Origin of the sequence: Bacillus sp. CH_48 (genome assembly GCF_038008465.1) — a bacterium.
GTDB lineage: Bacteria > Bacillota > Bacilli > Bacillales > Bacillaceae_G > Bacillus_A > Bacillus_A thuringiensis_S.
The window spans coordinates 4,584,398-4,606,366 of sequence record NZ_JBBOZF010000001.1 but is presented as its reverse complement, the minus strand read 5'-3'; the positions used below and the strand labels follow the sequence as shown (position 1 = coordinate 4,606,366).

The window sequence follows — 21,969 nt, the reverse complement described above, 5'->3', positions numbered from 1 at the left end:
AATAAGTGGGGATAATCTCCACTTATCATTTTTTATTAAATAGATAAAGGAGATAAGGCATGGGGTTAATTTATAAAGTTGCTGATCAAGATTGGGAATTTGAAAGTATACATAAATTAAATTATAAAACTTTTGTGGAAGAGATTCCACAACATGAAGAAACGAAAGATCAGTTTCGTATAGATAGGTTTCATGAAGAAAATACATATTTAATTTGTTTAGATGAGGATAGATTAGTAGGTATGGTCGCGGTGCGGGGAAAACGACCATTCTCGTTAGATTATAAAATTTCAAATTTAGATGTTTATTTGCAAGAGCATGGAGAAAAAGTGTATGAAATTCGTTTACTTTCAGTAGAACGTGAATATAGGAATGGAAGAGCGTTGTTAGGATTAATCCGTTTTCTACATCGTTATTTGCTTCTAAACGGATATGAATTAGCACTCATTTCTGCAACAACACGTGAACTAGCTTTATATGAGCAGATGGGATTCAAAGATTTCCATACGTTAGTTGGTACAGAAGCAGCAACCTACCAGCCAATGTATGTTACCCCTGCTATGTTTGAAGAATCGAGTGTTGGAAGTATTATGACGAAAGAATACACGTTTTTACCTGGTCCAGTAGACATTGAAGAGAACGTTCGAAAGGCATTTTGTACTAAGCCTATTTCGCATCGCTCTAAGTCATTTCAAGTGACAATGGACAATGTGAAAAAACGGTTACTTCACATGACAAAAGCAAAACATGTACAACTTATGTTAGGAACAGGGACGTTAGCCAATGATGCGATTGCTTTACAGTTACGTTCTTTAAAAGGGAAAGGACTAGTATTAACAAATGGAGAATTTGGAAATAGATTAGTTGGGCATGCAAAACGAGCACAGTTACATTTTGATACGTATAAAAAGGAAATGAGAGAGCCGTTTATTTATACAGAATTAGAAGAAATAATGACAACTGGAAATTATGAATGGCTTTGGTTTGTTCATCATGAAACATCTACTGGAATGTTAAACGATTTAAACGAGCTAAATACTCTTTGTAACGAGAATCAAATGAAACTATGTGTAGATTGCATAAGCTCAATTGGAGCAATACCATTAGACTTAAAGGATGTGTATTTTGCAAGTGGTGTTAGCGGTAAAGCGATTAAATCATATACAGGAATTTCTTTCGTTTTTCATAACCACATTGTAAAAATAAACGAGGCTGTGCCGGCCTATATGGACATTGGTATGTATGAAGAAAATGAAAGCATTCCATACTCACAATCATGGAATTTAATTTATGCATTGCAAGAAGCGTTGAAGAGATTTGAAGATGAAAAGGTATTTGTAAAAATTAAAGAGACATACGAGTATATTGAAGAAGTTATTACTGATATGGGGTTAAAGCTTGTTTCACCTAAAGAACATGCCGCGCCAATTATACTTACTATTGTATTGAGCGAAGATCATTCTTCTAAAGTAGTAGGCGATGCATTAGCATTACAAGGATACATCGTTCATTATGAGTCATCTTATTTACAAAAGAATAATTGGATCCAAATTGCATGTTTAAATCATTATAAAGAACGTGATATGAAGAGGATGTTAAATTGTTTGCAAATGTGTTTATTTCAGAGTGGGGTACATATATAAAGACTTTTTCTTTTCGTATAAAGGAGCTACGACTTACGAAAACTTAGGAATAGAACAGTGGAAGAGGTGTAAGTATGATAACTAGAAAACTACCATTACATATAGACGATATTAAAAAAGCTCACAAGATTCTAGATAGAAATGCTCGTAAAACGCCATTAGTAAAACGGGCGGAGAAATTCATTTGAAATTAGAAAATATGCAATTAACGAGTTCTTTTAAATTTCGTGGCGCATTTAATAAAATGTCGCGGCTCACGGATCAAGAAAAAGAAAGAGGTGTAATTGCATGTTCAGCAGGTAATCATGCACAAGGAGTTGCATTATCTGCTCATTTACTCGGTATTAAGAGTAAAATTGTTATGCCAATTTCTGCACCTCAGGCAAAAGTTGAAGCAACAAAAGGATATGGATCTGAAGTGATTTTACATGGTGAAACCTTTGATGATGCAAAGGCAAAATGTGAAGAAATTATAAGGGAAACAGGTGAGACATACTTACATCCATATGATGATGTAGAGGTAATGGCTGGTCAAGGTACAATTGGATTAGATATTCTTGATGATATGTGGGATGTAGATACTGTCATTGTACCAATAGGTGGAGGCGGAATTATTTCTGGTATTTCTGTAGCATTAAAATCTTTTAATCCATCGATTAATATAATTGGTGTCCAAGCAGATAATGTTCATGGAATGAAGGCATCTTACGATAAAGGAGCAATCGTAGAACATTATGAGGCGCCTACTATTGCAGATGGTTGCGCTGTTAAAATACCTGGGGAATTAACATTTGAAATTGTAAAAGAATTAGTAGATGATATTGTAACTGTATCAGAAAAAGAACTTGAAGTAGCGATGAAAGATTTATTACAACGTGGGAAAGCTGTTGTAGAAGGTGCAGGTGCATTAGCAACTGCTGCACTTCTTGCAAGAAAAGTTGATAGTTATATAAAAGGGAAAAAAGTAGTAGCTGTTATATCCGGTGGGAACGTGGACTTACAGCGCATATCAAGTGTATGTGAGCACTTTTTTGTCGCTAATGAAGTGAAATAGTTTTATAAAAGAAGAGCTAAGAGAAATGATCTTAGCTCTTACTTTTTGTCTACCGTTTACTGTAAGTAGCAATAAATTTGCTGTTTAATGAATGGTTTAATTTAAGCACCAATTTTTACACATATCTTGAATGTTACAATAATTATTTCAATATTGTCGAAACATAAGCAGAAATTTAATATAATAGTTTTAATGTGCTAATGAGCGGTGAGGAGGGCAGGTCATGAATAAAGAAGAACAGGTCATGAACGGTTTCAGGGAATTATATAATAAGCTGGTTTGGCTTAATAAAGATAAGATGGAAGAAGGTCTTAAAGGTTTTAAGTCTTCTGAAGTTCACTGCATTGAATATATTGAAAACAATGCAGATTCTAACGTGACACAACTCGCAGAGGCTTTTTATGTGACTCGCGGTGCTATAAGTAGAATGACTAAGAAGCTCATACAAAAAGGTTTTATTGAAAGCTACCAAAAGTCAGAAAATAAGAAAGAAATTTATTTTAGGCTTACCGAAGAAGGGAAAGAAATTTATAAAATCCATGAAAATCTGCACAAAGAGTTTCATGAGCGGGATAAAGCTGTATTTGAGCAAGTAACTAAAGAAGAATTCGACAGTATAATTAGTTTCGTGGAAAAGTATAGTAGACATTTGGATGCAGAAATAAAGAAACAAGGTATACATATTAAATCGTAATACATTTTAATAATGAAATGGCAGCCCTACTCTAATGCGAATAGGCTGCTTTTTTATTATGTCATTTTTGTTGAATAATCAACAAAACGGAGTTATTATTTTGTTGACGAAGCAACAAAGTATTTTAAGGAGAGAAGTCAAATGTCTATATTTAGATCACAAAATGAAAGGGAAACTGAAAAAAGCATAGATAAACATGCTTTACTATTCGGACTTATTTCTGTATTTCTTTGTGGTATAGGTTTCAGTATCATCATGCCTGTAGTCCCATTCTTAGTACAGCCATATATAAGTAATCCGGAAGAACAAGCGTTAGTTGTAACACTACTAACTTCCGTATATGCGGCTTGCGTGTTTTTAGCTGCCCCAGTACTCGGGGCTTTAAGCGATAAGTATGGCCGTCGTCCATTACTTTTAATATGCTTATTTGGTTCTGCAATTGGGTACTTAGTTTTTGGAATAGGAGGAGCTTTATGGGTACTATTTGCTGGACGCATAATAGAAGGAATAACAGGCGGGAGCATAAGTACTATCTTCGCATATTTTGCAGACATCATTCCAAAAGAGCAGAGAACGAAATACTTTGGATGGGTGAGTGCAGTTGTAGGTGCGGGAACTATCATTGGTCCAACCATTGGGGGGGTACTTGCCAAGTTTGGTGATACTGTACCTATGTATTTTGGTGCAATCATAACGTTAATAAATGTTGTATATGGGATCAAATATATGCCTGAGAGTCTTGAAAAAAATAATAGGTTGAAAGAGATTACTTTTGTAAGGTTAAATCCTTTTGCACAGCTAGCAAACATACTTTCCATGAAAAGTTTAACATGGTTACTTGTCTCAGCGTTTTTACTTTGGATACCTAACGGATCTTTACAAGCAATTTTCACGCAATTTACAATGGATACTTTCAGTTGGAAACCTGCATTAATCGGACTTATGTTTTCAATTTTGGGCTTTCAAGACATCTTTTCACAAAGTTTTATCATGCCAAAGCTTTTGATCCAGCTTAGTGATAAACAAATAGCAATTCTTGGGATGGTTTCGGAGATTATAGGATACAGTTTTATTGCGGCATCAGCTTTGTTTTCACTCTATCCACTACTTATCGTTGGAATGCTGATGTATGGTTTTGGGGATTCAATTTTCGGGCCTTCATTCAACGGGATGCTTTCAAAGTCTGTTAGTTCTAGTGAACAAGGAAGGATTCAAGGTGGAAGCCAATCTATTCAAGCTTTAGCAAGAATGATTGGTCCTATTATTGGAGGGCAAATCTATGTATCGCTTGGTCATGCTGCACCTGCTTTTATGGGTGTGATCCTTATAGTCGCGGCAATAGCAGTTTTGTATAAGGGAACACATGCAACTATATAACAGATAGAAATAAGAACAAATAAAAGGGTGCCAGAACTTAGGAACAAGTGCTGACACCCTATTTGTTTACGGTTTGAGGACTAAGAGAAATTCTTTTACTGTTTAGGAATTTATTCTGCAATGCTCTCATGGTAAATGACTAGATAGTTTAATTATGCTTGTGCTGAAGTAAATAATGATTCCATCTTTACTTTGCTCTTCTCTCGAATTTCAGCATCTGCGTGTCTCATAACGTATTTATGCGCTACAGCGATTGCTAAAACATCATCTAATAAGCCAATCCCAATAATAGCAGCTATATCTGGAATGAAATCAATTGTTAATACGTAATAAGATAAAGCGGCTAATATTATGAATTTCGCTTTAGTAGGTAATTCTTTCTTTTTCATTGTGTAGAATAGGATAATACTTTCATATACGCTGGATTTACCGAGGTTTACAGAGCTTTTTTTGAACTTTTTCCAAAGTGTCTGTTTCTCCATATAAATACTCCTTTTACAAAAACATAGATTTTTTAAAAGGATAGACAAAGAAGTGAGAGATTAATCAATGTTATTGTTTTTCTTATTATATATTTCCATAAAAATAGGGGATTACCTGTTCAAAATAATATAATGTGGATTATGCCACGATTCACAGTGTTCCGTTACATAGTATATATATTGTAAAATGTATGTGGATGATTTAGTTATTATTATGCATTTTATAAGCGGTATGGGGGAAGAAAAATGAAAATAATAGAACTACCAATTGAATTCGAATTTAACGGGCAAAAACAATGTATTTATCCAAGTTTAATTATATTACATAATGAATTAACGTTAGTCGATACAGGATATCCAAGTTTTTTACCTTTAATTGAAAATGCAATATTAAAACATGGATATGAGATGAAAAACTTAAAGAATATAATTATTACCCATTATGATGACGATCATATAGGGGATTTATATGATTTTAAAATGAAATATCCAAATATTAATGTTATTGCTAGTGAAATTGAATCTAACTATATTAGTGGTGATATAAGATCAGAGAGGTTGGCTCAAGCTGAAAAAATGTTAGAACGTATGCCAAATGAAGAAAAAGAATTTGGTAAATGGTTTATTCAACAGTTAAAAAATATAAAACATATTTCCGTCGATGAAAAAGTACATGATGGTCAAATGATTTTGAATAATGAATGTCAAATAGTAGCGACGCCAGGACATACTTCGGGGCATATTTCATTATATTTTCCGAATTTAGACTGTGTAATTACAGGAGATGCAGCGGTTCAAGAGAATCGTGAGTTAGTAATAGCTAATCCGGATTTTTGCTTAGATATAGAAAGGGCGGAAAAGTCTTTAAATAGGATTAAAAGTCTTAAAGCAGCACAGTATTATTGCTACCATGGAGGAAAGCTGACTTTATAAAATAATGAAAACCGGTCTTTCCTAAATCAAAAAGATCGGTTTTTTAGTTCATATATTTTGCGATTTCAACCAAATCAGTAACAGTATATTTCGGTAAAATTGAAATGTATATGTACAAAAGAATATATATAATTTGAGCAAGGATATAGGAGGGAGAAGATGGGTTCGTTATTTGATGTAATAGCAAATGTTATTTTGTTTTATCCTCGAAATGACATGAAATTGAAACACCATATTGCAAAATTAAGTGAATTAGAGTGGTTTCGAAATCTACATGAAGATCCGAAGTATACAAGTTTAATTTGGAGTAATAGAAAAATTAAAAAGTATATTTTGACTTCTGCAAATATGGAACCATTAATAAAATCCGAGAAAAAGCAAAAAGAATTTGTCCATCTAGTACAGGATGAATATAAAAAAAGAAGATAAGAATTTTTTTATTTTTCATATTTAGCGAAACAAATGGTACAATGAAAGCTAATGTGAAAAATAAGGAAAAGAAGTGGTCTATTTGAAAAACTTTTTAGAATTAGGAATTAGTGAAACTTTTAATCATACATTACGTGAAAATGGAATTACAGAAGCAACACCAATTCAAGAAAAGGCAATTCCAGTTATTCTGTCAGGTAAAGATATTATTGGGCAGGCGAAAACTGGAACGGGTAAAACGTTAGCATTTGTGTTACCGATTTTAGAAAAAATCAATCCAGAGTCTAGTGATGTTCAGGCTTTAATTGTTGCACCAACAAGGGAACTAGCTCTGCAAATTACAACTGAAATTAAAAAAATGCTTGTTCAAAGAGAAGATATTAATGTACTAGCGATTTATGGTGGGCAAGATGTAGCACAACAATTGAGAAAATTAAAAGGTAATACACATATTGTTGTTGCAACACCAGGACGATTATTAGATCATATACGACGCGAAACAATTGATTTAAGTAATCTTTCAACGATTGTACTAGATGAAGCGGATCAAATGCTTTATTTCGGTTTCTTATATGATATTGAAGATATTTTAGATGAGACACCTGGTAGTAAACAAACGATGTTATTCTCAGCAACGATGCCAAAAGATATTAAAAAATTGGCGAAGCGTTATATGGATGAGCCGCAAATGATTCAAGTACAAAGTGAAGAAGTAACGGTAGATACAATTGAGCAGCGTGTCATTGAGACGACAGATCGTGCAAAGCCAGATGCACTTCGTTTTGTTATGGATCGTGACCAGCCATTTTTAGCAGTTATTTTCTGTCGTACAAAGGTTAGAGCAAGTAAGCTTTATGATAATTTAAAAGGACTAGGTTATAATTGTGCTGAACTTCATGGTGATATACCTCAAGCGAAACGTGAAAGAGTTATGAAGAGTTTCCGCGAAGCTAAAATTCAGTACTTAATCGCAACGGATGTAGCAGCTCGTGGACTTGATGTAGATGGTGTAACGCACGTATTTAACTTTGATATCCCTGAAGATGTAGAAAGTTATATTCACCGCATTGGCCGAACAGGACGTGCAGGTGGATCAGGTCTTGCAATTACGTTCGTTGCAGCGAAAGATGAAAAACATTTAGAAGAAATTGAAAAAACGCTTGGTGCACCAATACAAAGAGAAATAATCGAACAACCGAAGATAAAACGTGTAGATGAAAATGGAAAACCGGTACCAAAGCCGGCTCCAAAGAAATCAGGTCAAAATCGTCAAAGAGATAGCCGCGAAGGTTCAAGAAGTGAATCAAGACGTGATTCGAGAAATAGCTCGAGAAGTGATTCAAGAAATGAAAATAACCGATCATTTAATAAGTCAAGTAATAAAAAAGGTAGTACAAAGCAAGGTCAGCAAAGACGTGGCCGTTAAATAGTTATAATTGTAAAAGAGTCGCAAAATATTGTGGCTCTTTTTTGTTTGTATACAACAAGGATGATGGCAAGAAAAAAACAAAATTTCATTCACCGCATTTGAAATTTATAAAGGGAATTTTATAGTCCAAAACCATTAGTGCAAGGGTATTACTATCATTCAGCAGAACACTTTGGTTAAAAGAAAAGGTATTGAAGCGAGCGAGTATTTTCATTATACATTCCGCAATTATTGAAATAGAACAAGAGAAGTTTATGAAGGATTAAACTCGTATTGGTGTACGATCGTTGGAAACTGGAAAACTAATTTGTTAGTTTTGATCGATGAGGAACTCGAGAAGCACCACTGCCATCCTTATGGGGAAATTGCTTACGACGATGAAGGTAATGTAGTGATAATATGCGAAATAAGAAAAAAGGACTAGCAGTCGTACCTGCCGTCCTTTAATAGGAGAAAAAGTAATCTTGTTTAGAACTACGCATAAACAGAAAATCTGCTTGTAATTAGTTTTACCCTAAATATACGTGTCTATACAAAAAAGGGATAAGTAAAAGATACTTATCCCCGGAAGGGAAATCCCAAGCACCAAAATGGCTCGTATTGGTCTGCAGGTTCAAAAGTAGTATATGTAAAACGAAAAATCTCATACAAAAAGCAGACAACGATTTTGGTTGTCTGCCAGTGAGTTCAATGAGTTAGCTAATTGTGATAATTTGCATCCCCATTGCGAGAAGAGTGAAGCTGCTAGTTCAAACTGCTTGTTGGTATTATTTTCGATTTCTAAAAAAATATACATCAAAAGAAAGAGGTATTAGCCATGGACACGGCGGCTTGAAAATAGTATGTATTTTTATTTGAAAAATATTCAAGGGGTGAAGAAACATGGAATGTTTAATAAAGGTGTTTGTTTTATTAATCAGTTAATTAATAAAACAAAATAGTTATTTGGGAGAAAGGGAAAATTAATATGAGATGAATTGAAGCTGTTGAAAAATTACTTGAAGTGATGAAAGAATGCTTTTGGAACGGAACATCTTTAAAGGGTGAAGCTAATGATTTTAATATTGTATCTTGGCTGATTGAAGAAGCGACGCGTAAAACAAAATAAAGATTTCATTTTGTAGCAAAGGGGAATAGATATGTGTACTTATTGGGGAAAAGTAGATAAAGAGTTCTTTAAGAGGCAAGAACCGGAACAAAATAAAAGAGCAGCTAGCAAAAGCTAACTGCTCAATACAAGGAGATACAGAGAAGACTATTTTAAATGAATGTTGGCATACAGCCCACATTCAGTATTGACCGAATATTTATTTTAAATTCAATTTATTTAAAGTAAATATCCCAACAGATAAAATGGTTGCGCCTGCTACAGAACCTAGCCAGTCTCTCCAGCCTAATGTATTTAAAGATGAATCTGTTAAATCCGTAATTAAGAAGATAGCAAACATTAATACACCAAATGCTAAGCATCCCCAAAATGTTTGCAAATATTTAATCATCTTCTTTCGGAACTTGCTCATATAAATCACCCTTATTAATAATTTATATTTTTATAAATAAATTATCACATGTAAAAAAAATAAAAGTGCGAAATATGCAATATTACATATTGGAACTCAACAAAATACTCCATTGATAAGTACATAGATCGAACGGAGGCATCGTTCTTTTCCTAAAATGAAAGGTGACGATAAGAAACATGAGATACGTTTTAAACAAATTGAGCGGACGTTAAAAAATAAAAATTTATAAAGGAAATAGAAAGTATGGTGTTGTATATGTACGATAATAGGAAACTTTTTGCAAACTAAACATATAATTTTAATAGACCGACAGTCGGTCTGATGGGAAGGAGAACTTGAATGCGAATTGTAAAGGAGTATGAGGAGCGTAGAAAGGAAATTTTAGAAACAGCTGAGCGTTTGTTTCTTACGAAAGGTTATACGAAAACAACCGTGAATGATATTTTAAAAGAAATTGGTATAGCAAAGGGGACGTTTTATCATTATTTTAAGTCGAAGGAGGAAGTAATGGATGAAATCATTATGAGGATTATTAAAGAGGATGTCACTAAGGCGAAAAGGATTGTCTCCAATCCCGATATCCCCGTTTTAGATAAGTTAATTAAAATTTTAATGGAACAATCACCAAAATCAGGAGATGTCAAAGAAAAAATGATTGAACAATTCCATCAACCAAATAATGCAGAAATGCATCAGAAAAGTTTAGTGCAATCCATTATACATTTATCTCCTGTATTAACGGAAGTTTTAGAGCAAGGAATAGAAGAAGGCATATTTTCTACTCCATACCCACAAGAAACAATTGAATTATTACTCTCTTCAGCACAAGTCATATTTGATGATGGTTTATTCCAGTGGAAACCGGAAGAAATGATGAGAAGAGCTAAGGCTTATATTAAAATGATGGAAGTATCTGTTGGAGCGAAAGAAGGGTCCTTTGATTATATGATCGAGGTTTTAATGAAACAGAAATAGCTTTTTTCTGTTTGGGTGTTATAGACCGGCAGTCGGTCTAGACTAAATGAAGGATGTGATGAAGATGCCAGCAAGTATTCAATCTTCCTTGAAAGATTTTCACTTAATGGTAAGTGGTCAAATTATTACTATTTTAGGTTCAACACTATTACGTTTTGCACTGTCTTTATATGTGCTAGATATAACAGGACGTGCCGATATATTTGCAGGGTTATATGCCATAACGAGTATCCCGTTTTTGTTAGCTCCTCTTGGCGGAGCGATAGCAGATCGTTTCAACCGCCGTAATGTAATGGTCATTTTGGATTTTATAAACGCTGCTATTGTATTAAGTTTTATATTTTTGTTATTAACTGAATCGGTATCTATTTTATTGATTGGAGCAATTATGTTTTTACTAGCAGTCATTAGTGCAATGTACTCACCAGTTGTTATGGCAAGTATTCCGCAATTAGTTCCAGAGAAAAAGTTAGAACAAGCAAACGGTATCATAAATGGTGTGCAAGCATTATCTAATATAGTTGCACCTGTACTAGGAGGAATATTATATGGCATAATTGGTTTGAAAATGCTCGTAATAACAAGTTGTCTTGCTTTCTTTTTATCTGCAATTTTAGAAATGTTTATTACAATACCTTTTATAAAAAGAGCGCAAGAAAGCCATATCATACCGACAATTGTAAAAGATATGAAAAAAGGTTTTCTTTATGTTTTAAAGCAACCTTTTATTTTGAAGGCTATGTTACTTGCAGCTTTACTAAACTTAATTTTGACACCGTTATTTGTTGTTGGAGGACCTATTATGTTACGAGTAACTATGCAGAGTAGCGATACGATGTATGGAATTGGAATGGGATTAATTGATTTTGCAACCATATTAGGAGCATTGTCAATCGGTTTCTTTGCTAAAAAGTTACAGATGAAAACATTATATAATTGGATGCTTATCATAGCTTTATTAGTAATGCCAGTGGCACTATCAGTTACACCGTTTATTCTTAATTTAGGATACTATCCACCATTTATCCTCTTTATACTTTCTTCTCTTCTAATCGCAATGATTATGACAATTGTATCCATCTATGTGATTACTGTAGTCCAAAAGAAAACACCAAATGAAAATCTAGGAAAAGTGATGGCAATTATAACAGCGGTATCTCAATGTATGGCACCGATTGGGCAAGTCGTTTATGGTTTTATGTTTGAAGGATTCAGTACGAAAAATTATTTACCTATATGTGCTATTAGTTTCATAATGATAATAATAGCGGTGGTGATGAAGAAAATATTAAGAAATGAAGGGAATTAGCTTCATATGATTAGGAGAATGTTAAAAAGAGTCAGCGGATTCGGTGAGCAAGTCGCAGTTTGGATAAACGGTAAAGTTGATCGTGTAGATGCTAAGTTTACTGAAAAGATAAAATAATCATTTTAGAAAGTGGGTTCGCTTATGAGTGTAGCAAGAAGTCATGAAGAGATGAAGGAATCACGTTTGAAAATATACATGGCTTTAGAAGAAGCTAACTTCATTTGGGATGAAAGAGATGTAATTCGTTTTCGTGAAATGTGGAATCAAGGTATGAGTTTACCAGAAATGGCGGAAGCACTAAGGAGACATCATGCTGAGGTTGCGCTCCTTGTAATAGATCAGGCTGATAAGTATTTAATTGAAAATCGTCCGATAGGATTAGGAATTTGCTAAATAGGAAGGAGAAAATAAAATGAAAGCTATGGAAAATGGTGTATATGAAACAACTAAATTAGTTAGTAAATCAAAGGGAGGAAAAGCTGCAATGAATATTAATCAAATCAGTGAATTAGATCAATATCAAGAAGCGGCATTATGCACATGGAATACAAATAATGATTTCGGTGGACATGTTTTAAATGCAGCATTAGGGCTTACGGGAGAAGCTGGCGAGATTGCTGATGTTGTAAAAAAAGCAATTTTTCATGGTCATGGATTTGATCTGGCTCATTGTCCAGGAGAAGAAGAAGGGAATACGCATAAAATCGCTTTAGAGTTAGGAGACATCTTGTACTACATTTCAATCATGTCTCACGAAATGGGGTATACCCTAGAAGATATTGCTCAAATGAATATATCTAAATTAGCAAAAAGATACCCAGGCGGATTTAGTCGAGAAGCTAGTCAAAATCGTGTAGATGTGAAGTGAAAATCGTAATAAAAAAGAGCCATGAGTGGAAAGGCTCATAGCTCTTTGTATAAGGGTAATGATTTTATAGGTAAATATTACTATAAATTACCAAAAAATTCAATTTAAGTAAATTAATTGGTATGTGATTTAAATTTCATTAAAAAGGAGGAATAGAGGAATATGTAAAAGAATTTGGAAAATCCATAAAAAAAGAATTCAGTAAAACTCTGAATTCTTTTACACGTAATTTTATTGGTTAATCCATTTAGAAATAATAGGATAATGAAACTCTTTTTCTTGTAGCACATATAAAATCCCTTTTATCGGTCCGAAAATTAACAAAAGGAACAGTATTAGATATAAAGGAGCTATGCTGGAAATAATCAAAGTATTATTTGAAGTCAAGTCTAAATTAGACAAGGATAGCATTAAGATTCTTATTATTAAAAGATTCCAAATTACTGTAATTATCAAAATTACTGTAATTATCCAAATAAATAGTTGATAAAACACAGCCTCAAGGATATTTTTTCGAATGTTTTGTGATTTGTATATAAAATAAAAAATCAACGGTATATAAAAAATTGTGATGCTAAAGAAAATAAGAATAAAAAAAGATAATAAGGTAAGAAAATACATAATTAATTTTATGTTCTTTTCTTGAGTTAGGATCATTAAGGTCCTCCTATATGTATGAGATTTGTTGTATCTATTAAAAATACGCGATGTAGGTAATTATAATATGAAAATTAATTGTATTAGAATTCTGTATCAAAAAGAACACGTAATAAATTAAAAAAGAGCTTTATTTTATTATAGATAAATAGGTGACTCAGCAATTGTGCTAGCCGAGTCACCTAGTACTATCGAAACAAATAATGTTCTTTTTCTATATGTAGTTATGTGGAGTTCCTAAAGGCTAGCCTCAAAAAATAGTTAAAGAACAAAGAAAATTATTTTAGAAAGAACTAGATTTTATTATGTTAACGCTACAACAGCAAGAGTTAAGCCCAATGTATTTAATGTATTAGAATATGGTCCTACATTAACAGTAAGAGTACTTGTTATACCTGAAGGTGTAGTGAAAATAGCGGGTGCTGATACAGAAGTGAATCCTGCAGTATATCCCAGAGAAGTACCAGAGCCAATGATTGGATTATTATTAAGGTACATAGTGATACCTGCCGAATTACCTCCTGGTTGAATGATAACTTGCACTTCATAGATTGCCAAATAGGTTCTTCCACCTTCAAGTAAAACAGTTGTTGGTGGTGTGAATGAGATTGCCGTACCATTAGAATTTACCACGGTATCTAGTGGAATTGCAGAATTTACAGAAACTATTGATGGGGTAGTTTGAACAACATTTAAACTGTTAGCCGTGGGGGATGGACAAGTGCAAGGGTTGTGAAGGTTAGAGTTATTATCATTTTGGTAATTCACAAATAATCAAGCTCCTTTACGTAAGATAATTTTTTATCCTATATAAAACGTAGCTTTTTTGTATCTAAGTTATTTTTAATAAGTTTTTAAAGAGAAGTTGAATATTGGTGGTCAGTCAATTCTTAAAAATATTTGATACTCTGGGATTTCAAAGTGCATCTGATAAATATATATGAATGTTTTTTTTAGGACATTACTGTAAGTTAGGAAACATAAAAAAATAGTTATTTGAATTAAATAGAGCACCATTAGAGATTGGGGTGCTCTTAAGCCAAGACCTATAATGTGGATTACTAAAGTCTGTGTAAGTATATGAACGTTGTATATAAATAGTACAGAAAAAGAAAATTTAACAAAGGTTAACTGTATGAATCTAATGGGAATTAATTAAAGAATACTGTATGCAAAATTGATGATAATGTTATCCATCCAAATGTAATTGTAATATATTTTAAGATTTTCATTATGGTAATAATGCGCCACTAAAAAAATTACTACTGCCTACAGTTAAAGTTCCGTTTTCTGCTGCAGAAAATTGTATATCTATTGTTTGGCCAGCTAATAAATCAATAATAGTTGTAATTTCAAGTTGAGGTGTACCACCAGTAGTAATTCTTCCTGTTTGGCTAGCAATTGATACTAAATTTTTTCTTATAGTTATTCTTAGAGTAGAAGTCGTACCTAAAGTTGGATTAAATCCTATACTGGCACTGAATAAATAGATACCATTTATAGGGGCTGTAAATGTATTCGTTACTGGAGAATACCCTCCACCATTATTAAATATTATACTACCATACGATACTTGAATATCTGCAGGAGAAGTAAAAGACTGTGCAACATTTTTTTCTGCACGAAAATTAATGTTAAATGTGGGTCCGGTAGGCCCAGTGTTCCCGGTAGGCCCGGTGTTCCCAGTAGGCCCAGTGCTGCCAGTAGGTCCGGTAATGCCAGTAGGCAGAGTAAATGATGGGATTGGTGGGAAAGTAGGCCCAACTAGGTCGGGAGAAATTGAAATTTCAGATTTTATTTTAGATGAATTGAATCTGTCTTTCCTAGACATACGTGACCGGTTAAATTTGTCTTTTCTAGACATATGTATATCATCCTTTCTTAGAATCTCAGATTATATCCAGTAGATGCATGATATGAATTGGGTGTGATTGTATTTTGAGATAATAAGAAACAAATTTATCTAATCTAACTATAAAAATCAGAACTAAACAAAAGCGTTATTTTATAGTGATGCAAAAAGAGTACATATCGAATATGTACTCTTGAAAAAAGGAAGTGTATATAAGTGATGAAACACTATACTACAACATATGCTTGTCTCATTTAAAAGTGCAAGGAATATAACAAAATAGTTATTTTGTTATATAAAAAACATGCACAAAAATTGTGCATGTATAGTAAAAGCTATGTCTTGTCTATATAAATATATGCTTAGTTTATATAAATCGTGTGTATGTTTGAACGAAATAGTTATTTGTAATACAAAGAGCGCTTTTTAAGGCGCTCCATGAACAAAACTAATATTGAAAAAGAATACCACATGATATTTTATGTATGTTCTTAATGAATGTGCAGTTTAAGAAAATCTTTCTTTTGCACAACAAAGCAGCTAGTTAATAAAACTAACTGCTTGTTGTACAAAAGAAACGCTGCGCTTACAGAAATAGTTTGTAACATTAAGTTACAAAAATAGTATGAACAGGGTTAAAAATGTTATTCAGAAGTGAAAGAAAAAAATAAAAAAGAGCGCCATGCATAAGTGCTCTTTAAGATGGGAGATAACACTTTGAGCTGGATGTTTAGGTTAAAAGTATATGATGTAGAAAAGGAATAAGACCTAAACCCTAAAATCTAAAACTTTAACTAAATACAAAAGAGCAGCTAGCATAGGCTAACTGCTCCATCCGATACAACCTGGGTAAGAAGCAGATTGTATTGTGGTTGTTATTGACGGAATGTTTAATTTTATTCAGTTATTTAATAAAATCCTTATTGTAAAGAAAAGAGATAGGATTCACAACCCCATCTCTTCCAACAGAGATAATTCCAGTTTTGCTTCTTCACAATTTGGATTGATGCAGTAATGGATAAACGAATGTTCATCGTGTTGTATGAGAGGTTGATCACAAGATACACATGTATACGGTGAGAGTATTTTATATACCTCTTTACAGAATATGGATTAATTGTAGCGTAGTTTTAGTTGGTTAAGGAGTAAAACAAAATCGTTATTTAAATGAAAAAATAATAATAAAAATACCCCTTCAAACATCAAAAAAACATTATATATTTTGTAATTCTTCTTTTGGGACAGCAAGCCAACCATACGCTTCAAGTTTTTCTATGTAAGTATCTAATTTAATGTCCTCAAGTTCTATAGCAAGAGGATGTAGAGAAACAAAACATTCATTTGATGCGTAATTAATTGAAACTTTTACAACCTCATATCCATTATGAAAACTTGAGTCGAACCCTGGATCATCTATGATATCGCCTTTAATTGGAAGAATATCAGATTCAAATGTTTTTATCATTAATTTAGGGACAGTTTTCTCTTTGATTGATGATACAAACAATACTAAATTTATTTTCATTATAGTCTCCTTATTAGTTGATATACCAGCTCATTTTAATGAAATTAAACAATAAAATCAAGTGCTCTATAAAGGAAGACAGAGCATTATAAAACTAAACAAAAACGCTATTTTGTAGAGCGTTAATTCCATGGGAAAAGAGCACTTCGTAAAAGTGCTCTTCTGACCAAAATCCATTTTGTAAAAGAGAGGAATACGTAATATCATATGAATTTATTTTTAAATGTGTTTAAAATCGTATAAAAACTTCATTTTGCACAACAAAGCAGCCAGCTTAATTAGCTAACTGCTTGTTGTACAAAAGAAAATTAGGCCCTACAAGTAAATGATATGTAACTTTAAGTTACAACTATATTATAAGCAGAATTAAACATGTTATGCGGTAATAAAAATAAGCTTAATCAAACTTTCATTTTGTATTAAGTTGGAATATAAAAAGAGCACTTAGTAAAGTGCTCTCGTGACGAGTCTCATTTTATAACGACTATTTTATAAAGAAAGGAACTCAGGATATTATATGTGCGCCAGTCAATTGAGTACCTTGTACAAATAAAGAGCAACTAGCAAAAGCTAACTGCTCATATAAGGAAATCGGAGAAAGATAGCCATGTGTCTACAGTATTGACGGAATATTGGTTTTTATTCGTGAGGAACTACGATTAACTTAATGCATAGCCCATAATAAAAGTTAGTGTTAAAAACACTGATAATAACAGTGTTAGTAGAACTGTTACTATGCTTCTAAGCATTGATATCCAATTATCTATTTTAGAGAATCCTTTAATACCAGCAAAAAAAGTTCCTATTGAAAAAATGAGTACGAAAAATAAACGGCGTTTATAAAAGATGCATTTATTTCAGGTGTACATACTTCAAGATATAAAAGAAAAAAAGCAATGCAAACGAATGAAAAAATAAAGGACCATAGATTTATATTATGTTTCATAGGTTGCTCCTTTGTTATCGGAATATTTCTATTAAATTTTAATGGAAAATATAAGGAAAAGATAGTGTTTATAAATTAGAATGAATTTTTTAACAAAATAATCCTTTTAAAGTAAAACAAACAGAATATAGTCCGGCTAGAAAACTAGAGGGCACCAATTCATTAAAGCAGCAATTAAAGCTGTTTTAGGAATAGGTGTCCTTTTTATTTTGAAAAGAGGGATGGAGAAATATGAAGGCACTAAAAGAACAATTACGCGAGTGGAAAAAGCAATCCAAGCAAGGAAAGAAGAAAAATAAGAAAAACAAAAAGAGAAATTAAGTACTCGTGAAATTGAGGATTTAATGGGGATGCATAGACCTTGTTATGAACGAAGATGCGGAGCAATAAGACAAAAGTAATTTAAAAATAAAAAGGAGTGGTCTTACATGAATAAACAATTATCTTTCTTACCAAAAATTGATAGAGTAGCAACGCAGAAAAAATTAGAAGGTGTTCTGGAAAGTGTGCGTTTGTATAGGCAGTTTGGAATGATGCGTGAAGAAATGAAAGTCACTTCTTCTTATGAAATTAGATATCACGGGCCTACAAATGATGTAGGGAAGCTACTAGAAGATATAGCGATGGCTAATATTCAACAAAGTAAAAGAGAAGAGTGGATTAAGCAAACATCATTTCGTATTGACCAGTTTCTTAGTCGTTTGGGTAATGGACGTGCAGGAAAGGATCAAAGAGACATCATCATTAAGCGTTATTTAGAAGATGAAGATGTATGTGATTATATGGTATATAACGAAATCGGCATGAGCGAGCGTACTTATCGACGTGTTAAGGCTAGAGTATTTTATAAACTTGCTTTTGCTCTTAGATTAGAAGTTTACGAGACAGAAGAAACTGGAGGTAATGAATAATGAATTTTGTTCAGCCAATACGTGATCCAGAGCAAATACAGCAGCTTAAAGAATATTTTAAAGAAAAGTGCTTACGTAATTACATTCTCTTCATTATGGGAATCAATACAGGCCTGAGAATCTCGGACATTTTGAAATTGAAGGTAGGAGATGTCAAAGGTAGTCATATATCTATGCGGGAAAAGAAAACAGGGAAACAGAAACGAATACAAATTACTGCAGCACTGAAAAGAGAACTTAAATGGTTTATTGAAGAAAGAGAAGATAATGAGTATTTATTGCAAAGCAGACAAGGTAAGAATCGTCCAATTGGTCGTAGCATGGCATATAAGATATTAAGCGGAGCAGCGGCAGAGTTTGGGTTAGATGAAATAGGGACACATACGTTGAAAAAGACATATGGGTATCATATGTATATGCAAACAAAAACATAGCATTGCTCATGGGGATATTTAATCACTCGTCAGAGAAAGTCACGTTACGTTATATAGGTGTAAATCAAGATGCAATGGATAAGGCAATGACTAGGTTTAAAATTTAATCATTGCTTTTTCTTTTAGGATAGTTTAAATTCTTAGTCTGATTGGGACGGGATCACCACAGCAAAAGATTTGCAGGTTACGTTAAGATCCATTTTAGGCAGAAAAATATTAGTTCTCTGAAGAACTATCATCATCACTCCTCTTCGATAATCTTGAGAAAATATTTATCTTAATAAAAAATTAACATTTTTTCAATTTCCTGTAATTATAATTAAAGGTATTCTGTTAGTGTTATACAAAGGTATCTGTCGATCTATTCCATGTATGAATCTAGTCTGGCAATCAACAGAATATTCCACACACCATTGAAAAAGGGGGAAAGTTTATGCAAAGAATTTTAAAATTCCTGTTCATGTCCGTTTTTTCTTTGATTTGTGTTTTGTATGTTCAAACGAATGCTTTTGCCGCAACAGCATACGAGGGAGTTGTCAAAATGAAGCAGCCTTCAGGCGAATCTTTTGAGGGCACGTTACATGGAGATGAATGGTTCCATTGGGTAAGTACAAAGGATGGTGACGTACTTTTACAAGATCAGAAGGGGTATTGGAATTACGCTGAGCTTAAAGCAGATGAACTGAAATCAACGGGTACAAAATATAAAATTGATAAGAAGCCTTCAATGGCGATAAATGAGTACAATTTGAATAAGTGGATAAAAAAATACAACCCTCAAGCAAAGAAAAAACAGGAGCACATGAATAAATTACAAAAAGAATCACCAAAAAATATTGATGGAACTGTCACTCCAGTTTTAGGAAACAAAAAATTACTTGTTTTGTTAATTGGGTTTACAGATGTTGATATTGCATATAACGATAACGATTGGAGTAACAAATTCTTTTCTACAAATCAAAAGTCAGTTAAGAATTACTATAATGAAGTAAGTAACGGAAAAGTACAGATAACTCCAGCTCCTGAAACATATGGTACTCAAAATGATGGAGTGGTTAAAGTGAAATTAGATTACGCTCATCCGAGTACATCGGGAAAAAGTATGGGTACGGTTATAACAGATGCACTGGCTAAAGCTGATTCTCAAGTGAATTTTGCTAGTCTTGATACTAATAATGATCAAGTCGTTGACTCTAAAGATGGCTTCTACATTGTAAGTTTTCTTGCTGGTAATGAACAGGCTAGTGGGGGGCCACTTCCAAACATTTGGGCGCATCAGTCATATGCTCCTAATACAAATCACGATGGTGTTACAGTATCAGGCATGTATACAGCGCAGGGTGAAAAACAATATGGTCATATGGCGACAATTGGTATACCTGCTCATGAGTTAGGGCATTCTTTTGGTCTTCCAGATCTATATGGTGACAATAACCGTGTAGGTAGTCTAAGTATAATGGGGAATGGAGCTTGGAATAGTCTTCAAGGGGAAGAGTATGGAACTACCCCAGATCATATGGATGCTTGGTCAAAGGTAAAATTGGGCTTTGTAACACCAACTGTAGTAAATACCACTAATAACTTTACTCTAAATGCAATCCCAAATAACTATAATGTGTTAAAGATTCCTTTAAAGGATAATACGTATTTTTTAGTTGAGAATCGCGCAAAGGTTGGGTATGATGCGAGCTTACCAACAAATTCTGGTGGTATTGCGGTTTGGCATATTGATGAATCTATGAATAATAATTCCAGTGATCCGCATCCTTTCATTGATATAGAGCAATCAGTCAGTGAATACCAAGACCCATTCTATTACACGAATCAAAATCATGCTGCTACCTTTGGTCCAGACACTAATCCGAATAGTAATACCTACACGGGAGAAAAAACAGGAGTAACGATTACAACGACAAGTACAAGTAATTCTGCTATGAATGTAGCAGTCACAACAAAAGAAGCTAGCTTAATTCCGCAAACAAACTGGACACTAAAATATGTAGATAGCTATAATTGGTACAATTTAGGTACGTATGCCTTTGATGGAAACAAAGACACATTTTGGCATACAAACTGGAGCCCTGTAGCTCCAATGCCACACGAGATTCAAATTGATTTAGGTGCAACTTATAACCTCTCCAAATTCAGCTACTTGCCAAGGCAAGACGGCCAAATAAATGGAACGATTAAGGACTATGAGTTTTACGTCAGTAGTGATGGAGTAAACTGGGGAACAGCGGTATCCATAGGTGCTTTTGCAAACAATACTAACTTGAAAGAGGTCAGCTTTGCAAACAAGACAGGTCGTTATATTAAACTACGTGCATTAAGCGAGGTAAACAACAATCCATGGACAAGTGCCGCTGAAATTAATGTATTTGGAGTGGTTCAATAATATATTTGTGAGGTTATCTAATTAAATCATTGATACGCTAGTCCAAAGGGTTATCATCTGCTGAGAGTTCGCTCGGCATTTGACAACCTTTTTGTTCTATACTAGCCAATATGCAAAAGAAAAAGATGGATTAATAAAATTCATATTCTTAGCTTGATAGTAATGTGGTGGTACTCCTTACAGTTACTCATAAATTTTGTACTATGTAACTCAAAAAAGAAAGTATTATAAATTCAATGATACCAAGGGATTCAGCGAAGGGGGCAGTTACACACAATATAAGATATAGGTAAGTCATAGAGAACTTGAAATGATATATTAATTACTTTGTGAAAATAGTATGGATTAAGAAGATAATGATTTCAAATCGTCAAAGTAGAGAAAAAGATACGAATGATTAAATTCAAATGTGGGTTATAAAATTATTAATATAAATATAACGATTTTAAAAATGGTCAATGACATTTTCCTCAAAAATGGAAAAGTTGATATAAAAGCACATAACCGTTTACAGCCCAATACATATAGTGTCA

General features: G+C 33.2%; 18 protein-coding genes and 4 pseudogenes. 15 read left to right on the top strand and 7 right to left on the bottom strand.

The features are described 5' to 3' along the window. Positions 1-59 precede the first annotated feature (59 nt). The 4 genes and pseudogenes from N2V92_RS23185 to N2V92_RS23170 all read left to right on the top strand — a co-directional run bounded on the left by N2V92_RS23185 (position 60) and on the right by N2V92_RS23170 (position 4,768). Positions 60-1,643, top strand: a complete 1,584-nt coding sequence (locus tag N2V92_RS23185) for an aminotransferase class V-fold PLP-dependent enzyme (protein ID WP_016077735.1) — start codon at positions 60-62, stop codon at positions 1,641-1,643. A gap of 74 nt (positions 1,644-1,717) precedes the next feature. Further along, positions 1,718-2,697, top strand: a pseudogene (tdcB, locus tag N2V92_RS23180) (bifunctional threonine ammonia-lyase/L-serine ammonia-lyase TdcB). 223 nt (positions 2,698-2,920) lie between these two features. Then, positions 2,921-3,391, top strand: a complete 471-nt coding sequence (locus tag N2V92_RS23175) for a MarR family transcriptional regulator (protein ID WP_016077732.1) — start codon at positions 2,921-2,923, stop codon at positions 3,389-3,391. Positions 3,392-3,532: 141 nt separating this feature from the next. After that, complete coding sequence (locus tag N2V92_RS23170; protein ID WP_016077731.1) at positions 3,533-4,768, top strand: MFS transporter; 1,236 nt, start codon at positions 3,533-3,535, stop codon at positions 4,766-4,768. 152 nt (positions 4,769-4,920) lie between these two features. Here N2V92_RS23170 and N2V92_RS23165 read toward each other — a convergent pair whose 3' ends face one another. Then, positions 4,921-5,250 (bottom strand): YkvA family protein, encoded by a 330-nt coding sequence (locus tag N2V92_RS23165; protein WP_000415089.1) that lies wholly within the window; start codon positions 5,248-5,250, stop codon positions 4,921-4,923. 246 nt (positions 5,251-5,496) lie between these two features. Here N2V92_RS23165 and N2V92_RS23160 point away from each other — a divergent pair, with 246 nt between their 5' ends. From N2V92_RS23160 to N2V92_RS23150, 3 genes are all read left to right on the top strand, one after another. Further along, positions 5,497-6,183, top strand: coding sequence for an MBL fold metallo-hydrolase (locus N2V92_RS23160; protein WP_000691159.1), 687 nt, complete (start codon positions 5,497-5,499; stop codon positions 6,181-6,183). Between the two features lie 159 nt (positions 6,184-6,342). Further along, a complete protein-coding gene (locus tag N2V92_RS23155; protein ID WP_000535041.1) occupies positions 6,343-6,612 on the top strand; it encodes a hypothetical protein in 270 nt (89 codons plus the stop codon). A gap of 73 nt (positions 6,613-6,685) precedes the next feature. Then, on the top strand, positions 6,686-8,038 hold the full coding sequence (locus tag N2V92_RS23150) for a DEAD/DEAH box helicase (RefSeq protein ID WP_002082792.1): 1,353 nt from the start codon (positions 6,686-6,688) through the stop codon (positions 8,036-8,038). 1,310 nt (positions 8,039-9,348) lie between these two features. Here the strand turns inward: N2V92_RS23150 and N2V92_RS23145 are convergent. Next, on the bottom strand, positions 9,349-9,561 hold the full coding sequence (locus tag N2V92_RS23145) for a hypothetical protein (RefSeq protein ID WP_016077730.1): 213 nt from the start codon (positions 9,559-9,561) through the stop codon (positions 9,349-9,351). Positions 9,562-9,903: 342 nt separating this feature from the next. On the opposite strand from N2V92_RS23145, the gene N2V92_RS23140 reads away from it, so the two are divergent. From N2V92_RS23140 to N2V92_RS23120, 5 genes and pseudogenes are all read left to right on the top strand, one after another. Then, a complete protein-coding gene (locus N2V92_RS23140) occupies positions 9,904-10,539 on the top strand; it encodes a TetR/AcrR family transcriptional regulator (protein WP_016077729.1) in 636 nt (211 codons plus the stop codon). Between the two features lie 64 nt (positions 10,540-10,603). Beyond that, complete coding sequence (locus tag N2V92_RS23135; protein ID WP_016077728.1) at positions 10,604-11,848, top strand: MFS transporter; 1,245 nt, start codon at positions 10,604-10,606, stop codon at positions 11,846-11,848. 30 nt (positions 11,849-11,878) lie between these two features. Continuing rightward, positions 11,879-11,965 (top strand): annotated as a pseudogene (locus N2V92_RS23130) (DUF3954 domain-containing protein); the annotation flags it as partial. Positions 11,966-11,989: 24 nt separating this feature from the next. After that, a complete protein-coding gene (locus tag N2V92_RS23125; protein ID WP_000109540.1) occupies positions 11,990-12,241 on the top strand; it encodes a hypothetical protein in 252 nt (83 codons plus the stop codon). Between the two features lie 19 nt (positions 12,242-12,260). Then, positions 12,261-12,716 carry a nucleoside triphosphate pyrophosphohydrolase family protein gene (locus N2V92_RS23120; RefSeq protein WP_000646384.1) on the top strand — a complete coding sequence of 152 codons (456 nt, stop codon included), beginning with the start codon at positions 12,261-12,263 and terminating at the stop codon, positions 12,714-12,716. Between the two features lie 231 nt (positions 12,717-12,947). Here N2V92_RS23120 and N2V92_RS23115 read toward each other — a convergent pair whose 3' ends face one another. From N2V92_RS23115 to N2V92_RS23095, 5 genes and pseudogenes are all read right to left on the bottom strand, one after another. Beyond that, a complete protein-coding gene (locus N2V92_RS23115; RefSeq protein WP_044797956.1) occupies positions 12,948-13,373 on the bottom strand; it encodes a DUF4870 domain-containing protein in 426 nt (141 codons plus the stop codon). 303 nt (positions 13,374-13,676) lie between these two features. After that, positions 13,677-14,141 carry a hypothetical protein gene (locus N2V92_RS23110; protein ID WP_016077725.1) on the bottom strand — a complete coding sequence of 155 codons (465 nt, stop codon included), beginning with the start codon at positions 14,139-14,141 and terminating at the stop codon, positions 13,677-13,679. A gap of 463 nt (positions 14,142-14,604) precedes the next feature. Further along, positions 14,605-15,204, bottom strand: coding sequence for an exosporium leader peptide-containing protein (locus N2V92_RS23105; protein WP_044798219.1), 600 nt, complete (start codon positions 15,202-15,204; stop codon positions 14,605-14,607). 1,234 nt (positions 15,205-16,438) lie between these two features. Further along, positions 16,439-16,750, bottom strand: a complete 312-nt coding sequence (locus N2V92_RS23100) for a hypothetical protein (RefSeq protein ID WP_016077723.1) — start codon at positions 16,748-16,750, stop codon at positions 16,439-16,441. Positions 16,751-17,409: 659 nt separating this feature from the next. After that, positions 17,410-17,696 (bottom strand): annotated as a pseudogene (locus N2V92_RS23095) (hypothetical protein). Positions 17,697-18,124: 428 nt separating this feature from the next. Here N2V92_RS23095 and N2V92_RS23090 point away from each other — a divergent pair. The 3 genes and pseudogenes from N2V92_RS23090 (at position 18,125) to N2V92_RS23080 (ending at position 21,436) form a co-directional block, all read left to right on the top strand. Further along, on the top strand, positions 18,125-18,607 hold the full coding sequence (locus N2V92_RS23090) for an ArpU family phage packaging/lysis transcriptional regulator (RefSeq protein ID WP_016077722.1): 483 nt from the start codon (positions 18,125-18,127) through the stop codon (positions 18,605-18,607). Further along, a pseudogene (locus tag N2V92_RS23085) lies at positions 18,607-19,148 on the top strand (site-specific integrase). The gene N2V92_RS23090 and the pseudogene N2V92_RS23085 overlap by 1 nt, the downstream one beginning before the upstream one ends. A 326-nt stretch (positions 19,149-19,474) precedes the next feature. Further along, a complete protein-coding gene (locus N2V92_RS23080; protein WP_016077720.1) occupies positions 19,475-21,436 on the top strand; it encodes a M6 family metalloprotease domain-containing protein in 1,962 nt (653 codons plus the stop codon). Positions 21,437-21,969: the final 533 nt, after the last annotated feature.

Excerpts from the sequence above, each read along its gene's own strand:
- N2V92_RS23185 (WP_016077735.1), top strand. The coding sequence starts at position 60 with ATGGGGTTAATTTATAAAGTTGCTGATCAAGATTGGGAATTTGAAAGT.
- N2V92_RS23175 (WP_016077732.1), top strand. The coding sequence starts at position 2,921 with ATGAATAAAGAAGAACAGGTCATGAACGGTTTCAGGGAATTATATAAT.
- N2V92_RS23170 (WP_016077731.1), top strand. The coding sequence starts at position 3,533 with ATGTCTATATTTAGATCACAAAATGAAAGGGAAACTGAAAAAAGCATA.
- N2V92_RS23165 (WP_000415089.1), bottom strand. The coding sequence starts at position 5,250 with ATGGAGAAACAGACACTTTGGAAAAAGTTCAAAAAAAGCTCTGTAAAC.
- N2V92_RS23160 (WP_000691159.1), top strand. The coding sequence starts at position 5,497 with ATGAAAATAATAGAACTACCAATTGAATTCGAATTTAACGGGCAAAAA.
- N2V92_RS23155 (WP_000535041.1), top strand. The coding sequence starts at position 6,343 with ATGGGTTCGTTATTTGATGTAATAGCAAATGTTATTTTGTTTTATCCT.
- N2V92_RS23145 (WP_016077730.1), bottom strand. The coding sequence starts at position 9,561 with ATGAGCAAGTTCCGAAAGAAGATGATTAAATATTTGCAAACATTTTGG.
- N2V92_RS23140 (WP_016077729.1), top strand. The coding sequence starts at position 9,904 with ATGCGAATTGTAAAGGAGTATGAGGAGCGTAGAAAGGAAATTTTAGAA.
- N2V92_RS23135 (WP_016077728.1), top strand. The coding sequence starts at position 10,604 with ATGCCAGCAAGTATTCAATCTTCCTTGAAAGATTTTCACTTAATGGTA.
- N2V92_RS23125 (WP_000109540.1), top strand. The coding sequence starts at position 11,990 with ATGAGTGTAGCAAGAAGTCATGAAGAGATGAAGGAATCACGTTTGAAA.
- N2V92_RS23120 (WP_000646384.1), top strand. The coding sequence starts at position 12,261 with ATGAAAGCTATGGAAAATGGTGTATATGAAACAACTAAATTAGTTAGT.
- N2V92_RS23115 (WP_044797956.1), bottom strand. The coding sequence starts at position 13,373 with ATGATCCTAACTCAAGAAAAGAACATAAAATTAATTATGTATTTTCTT.
- N2V92_RS23105 (WP_044798219.1), bottom strand. The coding sequence starts at position 15,204 with ATGTCTAGGAAAGACAGATTCAATTCATCTAAAATAAAATCTGAAATT.
- N2V92_RS23100 (WP_016077723.1), bottom strand. The coding sequence starts at position 16,750 with ATGAAAATAAATTTAGTATTGTTTGTATCATCAATCAAAGAGAAAACT.
- N2V92_RS23090 (WP_016077722.1), top strand. The coding sequence starts at position 18,125 with ATGAATAAACAATTATCTTTCTTACCAAAAATTGATAGAGTAGCAACG.
- N2V92_RS23080 (WP_016077720.1), top strand. The coding sequence starts at position 19,475 with ATGCAAAGAATTTTAAAATTCCTGTTCATGTCCGTTTTTTCTTTGATT.